Source organism: Propioniciclava sp., from assembly GCF_029977985.1.
Classification (GTDB): Bacteria; Actinomycetota; Actinomycetes; order Propionibacteriales; family Propionibacteriaceae; genus Propioniciclava.
Window position 1 is genome coordinate 1 of the sequence record NZ_JARKOT010000077.1, and the last position, 8,227, is coordinate 8,227.

Genomic DNA, 8,227 nt, shown 5'->3' on the forward strand with positions numbered 1-8,227 from the left:
CGACCACCGGCCCCTCCTCAACTCCGGCCCACTGCTCAAGCACAACGCGAACCTCCGCTACACCTCGGACGCCGCCTCCTCGGCCCTGTGGCGGCGCGCATGCGCGGCGGCCGACGTGCCGACGCAGGATTTCGTCTCGAACAACGCCGTGCCCTGTGGTTCGACGATCGGCCCCATGACGGCCGAGCGGCTCGGGGTGGTCATGTGCGATGTCGGCGTCCCCCTGCTGAGCATGCACTCGGTGCGTGAACTCGCGGGTGTGAAGGACCTCGCGTGGCTGGCCGACGCCCTGACCGCCTACTACGCAGGGGCCTGATGGACGCCCGCCAGCTCGTCGCCACGCCGGTCGCGACCGCCGTGGCCGCGGTGTCCGCGCTCATCGGGCTCGCGCCGTGGCTGGCGTCGGGGGCCCGGCTGCCCGTCCAGAACCTCTGGGCGAAGGCCACGGCCCCGGACGACATGCCCCTGGCTCTGCTGCCGATCAGCCAGTACGCGACGACCACGATCGTCGCCCTGCTCCTCACGGGAGCCGCCCTCGGGGGGCTGACCGTCCGCGTCCTGCGCAAGGGCATGGACGGCGCGCGGGGTCCCCTCATCGGCGGTGCCGTGGGGCTCAGCGCGGTTCAGCTGCTGGCCATCGGCCAGAGCTTCTGGGTCGTCGCCGAGGGGCACGGACTGCTCGACGACACCGCCGACCCTCGGGCGCACCTCTACGTCGGCGCCCTCCTCGCGGCTGCCTTGCTCACGTGGCTGGTGGCGCTGACCGTTCATGCCCTCACCGCTTCGCGCCGCCGTGGCCGCGTAGCCTTCGGCCTCGCCCTCTCCACGGTGCCCTTCGCCGCTTGGTTGGCTGCCTGGGCGACGCCGTTCGTCCACGTCGAGCAGGGGCCCGGCCCGCTGGGCGTCGTCATGGCTTGGCTTCCGGCGGTCGTCGTGGGTGGGGCGCTCGGCTGGGCGGGGTTCCGCCGCGGCGACCGGTGGAGCTGGTTCTGGAGCCTCGGCGTCCTGTGGCTGCTGCCTCCTGTCCTGATCGCGTGTGAGGCGGCGCTGGGCGCCCGCAACGAACTGGGCAACTGGGGCGCGATGCTCGACACGGCGTCCAGGTTGTTCCTCGCGACGCTGGACACCAGCTGGCACAAGGTGGCCGTGGCACTCGGCATCGCCCTCGTGGTCGCGCTGGTCCTGCACCTGACGGGCCGATCCGGACGCCGCCGGTCGAGCTCGGCCGACCCGTCCGCCCGGGCAGCGACCGGGGCTTAGGGGAGCAGATCGAGGCGGGCGCCTGCGGCGTCCGACCATCGGACGGCGCCCTCGCTGTGTGCGCGCACCCCGTGGGAGCACGCACGCCGTGTAGGTTCACATACGCCGCGCAGACGCGGCGCACGTGAACCTTGGCGGCGTAAGACCGGACCGAGCCGGCGTAGGTGCACCCAGCCGGCGTGGACGCGCCCAAGCGGCGTGGATGGTCTCGACGGTTCAGCGGGCCCTCGGGAACTCCCGCTGGGGCGCACCGGCTCGGGCGATCAGGCGCCCCCAGATCATGAGCCGTGCGTCGAGTACGACCACAAGATCTGGGAGCGCCAGTTCATCCCGCCCGGCGCGTGGAACACATTGATCCGCGTTTCCTTAGCCGTCCACCTTCGACGTGTCGCGTTTGCGGGTGAGCCAACGCCAGACGGTGCCGCCGGTGGAGTGGTCCTCACCGGTGCGGATGAGGGTGAGGACGGTGTCGTTGATGAGCGCCAACTCCTGGCGGCGCCGGGCCTCTGCGGAGCCGACGAACAGCACCTCGTCGCCGGCGGCGAGCTTGAGTCCCTTGCCGGGGTTGATGATCGTCTTGGCGCCGCGTGCGTAGACGAGCGGCATGAGCCACAACGGCTCTTGGGGGTTGCGCGGGTCGGCCTTGAGGTGGCCGACGGTGACCTCGGCGCCCTCCTTGATCTGGCGGGTGACGGCGGGCGCCATGTGGTCGTCCATGACGATGGACCACGTCTCGGGAACGAACCCCGGGCGCAGGCTCTGCAGCTTGTCGACGAGCTTCGCGCAGACGGGTTCGTCCTGGTTGCGGAGGTTCTCGAGGTAGCGGGCCATGAGCGGGGTGGTGATGACGGCGAGGAACTCGCGGGCGACGAGTTTGGCGGGTTCCATGCTCAGGTCCCCGTCGAAGGCCTCGAAGAGGGGGGCCGACGAGCGCTGGTTCTGCCGCGTGACGACGAAGATGTCGGGTTTCATCTCGCGGGCCCGGACGGCGATGGCGAGGTTGCGGCGGTCGTCGGCGTGGCCGGCGACGATGCCGCTGGCGTGGTCGATCCCGGCCGCTTCGAGGACGCCGGGTTCGGTGCCGCGGCCCTTCACGTCGACCTCGACGCCGCCGTCGTAGTGGGAGTGGTCGATGACGCTGACGGTGAGGCCGAAGTTGCGGAGGCGTTCGGTGATGGCGTGGCCGAACCGGCCGTAGCCGCACATGATCCAGTGGCCGGCGGGCGGGTGGTGCTCCTCGGGTAGCGGCATGCCCGGCAGGCCGGTGAGGATCTCGCGGGCCAGGTAGCGCTCGGGAGCGATGATCGCCGAGACGAGGTGCTCGGCGAACCGGTCGAAGGGGTTGATCACGATGTCGTGGCTGAAGACGCCGTGGGTGGTGTCCATGTCGGGTTCGCGGATGCGGGCGAGGACGGGCAGGCCCGGGCGCAGGAGTTCGACGTTGACCGACACGTTGAGGTTCGTCAGGTCGTCGACGGTGAGGGCCATGACGCCCCGGCAGTTCGGCATGAGCATGCCGGCGGCCATAAGGGCGTCCGGCTGGGAGGCGTCGGCGCTGCTCATGGGTGGGTCGAAGCTGAACTGTTCGAGGCGCAGTTCGTCGAAGCGGGTCTGGTCCGACTCGATGATGACGAACCGCAGGCCGAGCCGGTCGAGGCCGCGACAGACGAGCGTGCCGGTCTCGCCGCAGCCGGCGACGATGTAGAAGGGCTCGCGCAGCGCCCGGATCCGGGTGTTGAAGCGGGCGGAGGCGAGGGCGTTGCGGAAACCGACGTCCTGGAGGAGGGCCACGAGCGTGACCAGCGTGTACGACCAGCCGATGACCGTGGCGTAGATGCTGAACGTCATCCAGAGGCGCTGGGCGCCGGAGTAGGGCACGGGGATCTCGCCGAAACCGATGGTGGTGCCGGTGTAGCTGATGACGTAGAAGGCGTGGAACAGGCCCATCCCGGGCGTGGGGTTGCCGGCGGCGTCCACGCCGGGCATGAGGGCGAGGCCGACGGTGCAGAGCGTGTAGACCAGCACGATGGCGATGAGGGGCGCCCTCATCCTGCGCAGGACGAGGAAGAAGACGTTCTTCATCGGCAGCCGTGACTGCCCGGGAGGTGGCGCCATGGGTCAGCGGCGCATGGTCAGGATCTCGCCCAGCATGAGGACGACCGAGATGATGTTGGCCAGCAGCGCACCGCCTGAGAAGGAGACGACCTGGCTCATGATGTGCCCGTCCATGCCCGGACCGATGTAGACGGCCCACGTCCAGATGAGGGCGGCGATCAGGAGTTCGGCGTCGGCGACCAGCGACGTGGCCAGGTGCACGGCGCCCAGCTGGGTGCGGTCGCCGAACTTCAAGATGGTGGCGATGACGCTGACGGCCAGCGCCCCCGCGAGCCCCCAGACGCTGTGCAGTTCGGGGCGGTCCATCTCGCCGATCCAGAAGCCGAAGTTCATGGTCGCGGCGAGCGTGATGAAGAAGCCGAAGACGACCTTCTCGAAGTTCATGGGTGCCCTCCCGTGGCGGCGGCGTCCGGTGTGTGACACGGCAACTGTAAGTCCGGACGCCGCCGGTTGCGGCATGCACGGGGTGAGTGGCGGCGTCCGGAGCCCGTAGACTGAACCCTCGTGGCACTCACCATCGGTATCGTCGGGCTCCCCAACGCGGGCAAGTCGACCCTCTTCAACGCCCTCACCCGCAACAGCGTCCTCGCGGCGAACTACCCGTTCGCCACGATCGAACCTAACGTGGGCGTGGTGGGCGTGCCGGAGCCGCGGCTGGCCGTGCTGGCGAAGATGTACGACTCGGAGCGGGTCGTGCCCGCGACGGTGAGCTTCGTCGACATCGCGGGCATCGTGAAGGGCGCCTCGCAGGGCGAGGGGATGGGCAACGCGTTCCTGGCGAACATCCGCGAGGCGGATGCGATCTGCCAGGTGACCCGGGCGTTCGCCGACGACGACGTGACGCACGTGGACGGCGCGGTGAACCCGGCTTCCGACATCGACACGATCACGACCGAGTTGGTGCTGGCCGACCTGCAGACGGTCGAGAAGGCGTTGCCGCGGCTGGAGAAGGAGGCGCGCATCAAGAAGGAGGTGCAGCCGAAGCTCGCGGCGTGGAAGCAGGCGTACGAGACGCTGAGCGGGGGCACCGGCGTGTTTGCCGCCGGGCTCGACCCCGAGCCGCTGCGGGACCTGTTCCTGCTGACGGCGAAGCCGTTCATCTACGTGTTCAACTGCGACGCCGACCAGTTGGCGGACGCCGCCCTTCTCGCCCGCATGGCTGCGGTCGTGGCGCCGGCCGAGGCGATCTTCCTGGACGCCAAGTTCGAGTCGGAGCTGGTGGAGATGGAGCCGGAGGAAGCCGCGGAGTTCTTGGCCGAGGCCGGCGTCGACGAGCCGGGCCTCGACAAGCTGGCGCGGGTGGGCTACGACACGTTGGGGCTGCAGAGCTACCTCACGGCCGGGCCGAAGGAGGCCCGCGCGTGGACGATCCGCAAGGGCGCCACGGCCCCGGAAGCTGCGGGCGTCATTCACACCGACTTCCAGAAGGGGTTCATCAAGGCCCAGGTGGTGTCCTACGACGACTTGGTCGAGCTCGGCTCCGAAGCGGCCGCGAAGGCCGCGGGCAAGATGCGCCTGGAAGGCAAGGACTACGTCATGGCCGACGGCGACGTGGTCGAGTTCCGCAGCAATGTGACATCACGTTGATACCCTTGGAGGCATGACCGCAGCAGCCTCCAGCAAGACCACATCGCCCGTCCGAGCGGCGATCTATCTGCGCATCTCGCAGGACCGCGAACTGGACGGACTGGCCATCGAGCGTCAGCGCGAGGACTGCGAGAACCTGGCCAAGTTTCGTCGCTGGGAAGTGGTAGAGACCTACGTCGACCAGTCCAAGGGAGCGACTGACAAGACGAAGAAGCGCCCCGCCTACGACCAGATGGTCGCCGATTACCACGCCGGACGCTTCACCGCGATCGTCTGCTACGACCTCGACCGTCTCACCCGCCAGCCGCGCCAGCTCGAAGACTGGATCGATTGGGCCGAGGAGCGCGGTCTGCAACTCGTCACTGCCAACGGCGACGCCGACCTGTCCACCGACGGGGGGCGCATGTACGCCCGGATCAAGGCGGCCGTGGCCAGGGCCGAGATGGAGCGCAAGAGCGCCCGTCAGTCCCGCGCCCACGTCCAGCGCGCCGAGCAGGGGAGGCCACCCAAGGGTGTTCGGCCCGTCGGGTACGCAGTCGACGGCAAGGTCATCCGCCGCGAGGCGGTAGCCGTGAAGGCGATCTATGCCGCGTTCGATGGCGGAGCATCGCTGCGGGGGATCGCCCGTGCGCTCAGCGGCATCAAGGAGAATGACGCCGCCAAGGCCGAGCAGGTGCAAGGCGTACCGAGGCTCCCCAACCATTCGCGCACTCTCACGATCGAGCGCAACGCCAAACGCGCCACTGAGGGGCTGGCTCCCCGAGAAGTCCCCGACGACCGCCCGTGGGCCGAGAGCACGGTGCTGAGCATCCTCCGCAACCCGCGCTACGCGGGCTACAGCGTCTACACCGACGTCAAGGACCGGCGCTCCACGATCCAGGCCAACCAGCAGAAGAAGGCCGAGCTGGAGTCGGCCAAGGGCGAGCCCGTGCTCATGGTCAAGGGCAAGCGCCGCGCTTGGCGCGACTTCATCGCCCGTGACGAGAACGGTCAGCTCGTGAAGGGCAAGTGGACGCCCCTGGTCGACGAGGACCTGTGGCAACGCGTCCAGGAACGCCTCGACGACCCCAGCCGGGCCACGAATCGTGTCGGTACTCACCGCCGCCACCTCGGCAGTGGCCTCTACCTGTGCGGTCTGTGCGATGAACCGATCCGGGGCGCTTCGCGGGGCTACCGGTGCAAGCACGGGCACATCAACCGGACGGGCGCGCCCATCGACGATCTGGTTCGCAAGGCAGTTGCGGCCCGGCTGTGCGAGCCCGACGCCCTGCGCAACGTGCCTGCCACGGACTCGCCGAGGCTGGCTGGCCTCCAGGCCGAGATCGGCGAGCACCGAGCCAAGATCGCCCGCGCCGAGCGCGACTACGACGACGGGCTACTGGAGGCCGCCGACCTCAAGCGCAACCGTGACCGCTCGAACGAGGCCATCGCCCGGCTGGAAGCCGAGATCAGGTCACTGCCGCGCGGCGCTGTGCACATCCCCGTGCTCGCCGTCGAGAACCCCGCCCAGCACTTCCTCGACGCCGATCTGAACACCCAGCGCCACACGATCGAGGTGCTGGCCACCGTGCGCCTGTGGCCGCAACCCCGCGGACGCAAGGGCTTCGATCCCGCCTCGGTCGACGTCGACTTCGGCGACCAGGTCGAGATCCCCGTCCTTGCCGAGTAGTGCTCGCCGCGCCCAACCCGTCCAGGGCGCAGCCACTCGTCGAGCGCCTGCCCTGAGCGCCCGCAGTTTGTCGGTGGTGCCAAATAGCCTCGAAGTAGTGGTCAGATCGGCCACGACGTCAACCGGATTGGAGACCGCCATGGCTGACAAGAAGACCGTATTCATCGCCTTCGCCATCGAGGACGAGCGTCAACGTGACTTCCTCAAGGGACAGTCCCTCAGCGCTCGCGCGCCCTACGAGTTCATCGACATGTCGGTGAAGACCCCCTACGACTCCGAGTGGAAGGATCGGGTCAGGACCCGCATCCGCCGCTCTCACGGTGTGATCGCACTGGTCAGCAACAACTCGCTCACCTCCTCGGGTCAGAAGTGGGAGATCCAGTGTGCGAAGGAAGAGGGCAAGCCGTTGCTCGGTATCTTGGCCTACCGGGACGACCGCACCACGCTCGCAGGCGTGCGCACCGTCGCGTGGACTGACGCCAACATCGCTGGGTTCATCGACTCCTTGTGAGGTCCGGCATGCACAAAGCACTGATCGTCGGGATCGACTACTACGAGCAGATCGGCTCGCTGCGCGGTGCCGTCAACGACGCCTACAGCGTCAAGGCGGCCCTGGAGCGCCATGCAGACGGGACTCTCAACTTCCCCCAGCCCAAGATGCTGATCGGCACCGGCCCGGACGCGCTCGTCTCGCGCAGCGAGCTGCGCCAGGCGGTCCAGGAACTGTTCCGTGACGACTCCGACATCGCGCTGCTGTACTTCGCGGGCCACGGCTACATCGACAGCACCGGCGGGTTCCTGTGCGCCAGCGACTGCGCGGAGGGGCACGACGGCCTGGCCCTCAGTGACGTGATGTCCTTCGCCAACAGGTCCCCGGCGAAGAACAAGGTCATCATTCTCGACAGCTGCCACAGTGGCATCGCCGGATCGAGCGAGCACGTCACCCAGCTCGCCGAGATCAAGGAGGGCGTCACCATCCTGACGGCCTCCACCGCCGAGCAGTACTCGATGGAGAGTGGCGGCTCGGGGGTGTTCACCACGCTCCTCGTCGACGCGCTCAACGGTGCCGCGACCAACTTGGTCGGGCAGATCACGCCGGGCAGCGTGTACGCCCACATCGACCAGTCGCTCGGCGCGTGGGCCCAGCGGCCGGTCTTCAAGACCAACGTGAAGACGTTCGTCTCGCTCCGGACCATCGACGCCCCCGTCGAGCTGTCCGACCTCAAGCGCCTCACCGACCTGTTCTCCCACCCGGCCAAAGAGCTGGCCCTCGACCCCTCGTACGAGCCCGAGCGAGCCGGGAACGAGGACGCCTCCGTCCCGCCGCCTGACCCTGCCAAGAACGCCGACTTCGCCGTCCTGCAGAAGCTCGCCAAGGTAAACCTCGTGCGTCCCGTCGGGGCGGAGCACATGTGGCACGCCGCCATGGAGTCGAAGGCGTGCGAGCTGACCGTCCTAGGCCAGCACTACTGGCGGCTCGTGCACGAGGAGCTGATCTGATGCGCGAAGCAGACCGCGCCCGCGAGGTGCTGGAGAGCCCCGAGGTGCTCGACCGCCTCGCCGCCGTCGAGCACGAGCGCTGGGCGCACTGGCAGC

7 protein-coding genes and 1 pseudogene are annotated in these 8,227 nt (G+C 68.8%); 6 read left to right on the plus strand and 2 right to left on the minus strand.

The genetic code is table 11. The annotated features are described in order from the left end of the window. A pseudogene (locus Q1K57_RS04480) lies at positions 1 to 316 on the plus strand (M18 family aminopeptidase); the annotation flags it as partial. Further along, entirely contained in the window at positions 316 to 1,260 is a 945-nt protein-coding gene (locus Q1K57_RS04485; protein ID WP_300079431.1) for a hypothetical protein, read from the plus strand. The pseudogene Q1K57_RS04480 and the gene Q1K57_RS04485, both read left to right, overlap by 1 nt. A 366-nt stretch (positions 1,261 to 1,626) precedes the next feature. On the opposite strand, the gene Q1K57_RS04490 is transcribed toward Q1K57_RS04485, so the two are convergent. Both Q1K57_RS04490 and Q1K57_RS04495 read right to left on the minus strand, forming a co-directional pair. Beyond that, positions 1,627 to 3,375 carry an NAD-binding protein gene (locus Q1K57_RS04490; RefSeq protein ID WP_300079433.1) on the minus strand — a complete coding sequence of 583 codons (1,749 nt, stop codon included), beginning with the start codon at positions 3,373 to 3,375 and terminating at the stop codon, positions 1,627 to 1,629. 3 nt (positions 3,376 to 3,378) lie between these two features. Then, positions 3,379 to 3,759, minus strand: coding sequence for a DUF6394 family protein (locus Q1K57_RS04495; protein WP_300079435.1), 381 nt, complete (start codon positions 3,757 to 3,759; stop codon positions 3,379 to 3,381). A gap of 120 nt (positions 3,760 to 3,879) precedes the next feature. Between Q1K57_RS04495 and ychF the strand changes: the two genes are divergently transcribed. From ychF to Q1K57_RS04515, 4 genes are all read left to right on the plus strand, one after another. Next, positions 3,880 to 4,962, plus strand: coding sequence for a redox-regulated ATPase YchF (gene ychF, locus Q1K57_RS04500; protein WP_300079437.1), 1,083 nt, complete (start codon positions 3,880 to 3,882; stop codon positions 4,960 to 4,962). A 13-nt stretch (positions 4,963 to 4,975) separates the two neighbouring features. After that, on the plus strand, positions 4,976 to 6,631 hold the full coding sequence (locus Q1K57_RS04505) for a recombinase family protein (protein WP_300079440.1): 1,656 nt from the start codon (positions 4,976 to 4,978) through the stop codon (positions 6,629 to 6,631). A 139-nt stretch (positions 6,632 to 6,770) separates the two neighbouring features. Further along, a complete protein-coding gene (locus Q1K57_RS04510) occupies positions 6,771 to 7,142 on the plus strand; it encodes a TIR domain-containing protein (RefSeq protein WP_300079442.1) in 372 nt (123 codons plus the stop codon). Positions 7,143 to 7,150: 8 nt separating this feature from the next. Continuing rightward, entirely contained in the window at positions 7,151 to 8,131 is a 981-nt protein-coding gene (locus Q1K57_RS04515) for a caspase family protein (RefSeq protein WP_300079444.1), read from the plus strand. Positions 8,132 to 8,227 lie beyond the last annotated feature (96 nt).

What these genes read in the sequence shown, in the direction of transcription:
- Q1K57_RS04510 (WP_300079442.1), top strand. Translation starts at nt 6,771, where the DNA reads ATGGCTGACAAGAAGACCGTATTCATCGCCTTCGCCATCGAGGACGAG.
- Q1K57_RS04485 (WP_300079431.1), top strand. Translation starts at nt 316, where the DNA reads ATGGACGCCCGCCAGCTCGTCGCCACGCCGGTCGCGACCGCCGTGGCC.
- Q1K57_RS04515 (WP_300079444.1), top strand. Translation starts at nt 7,151, where the DNA reads ATGCACAAAGCACTGATCGTCGGGATCGACTACTACGAGCAGATCGGC.
- Q1K57_RS04495 (WP_300079435.1), bottom strand. Translation starts at nt 3,759, where the DNA reads ATGAACTTCGAGAAGGTCGTCTTCGGCTTCTTCATCACGCTCGCCGCG.
- Q1K57_RS04505 (WP_300079440.1), top strand. Translation starts at nt 4,976, where the DNA reads ATGACCGCAGCAGCCTCCAGCAAGACCACATCGCCCGTCCGAGCGGCG.
- Q1K57_RS04490 (WP_300079433.1), bottom strand. Translation starts at nt 3,375, where the DNA reads ATGGCGCCACCTCCCGGGCAGTCACGGCTGCCGATGAAGAACGTCTTC.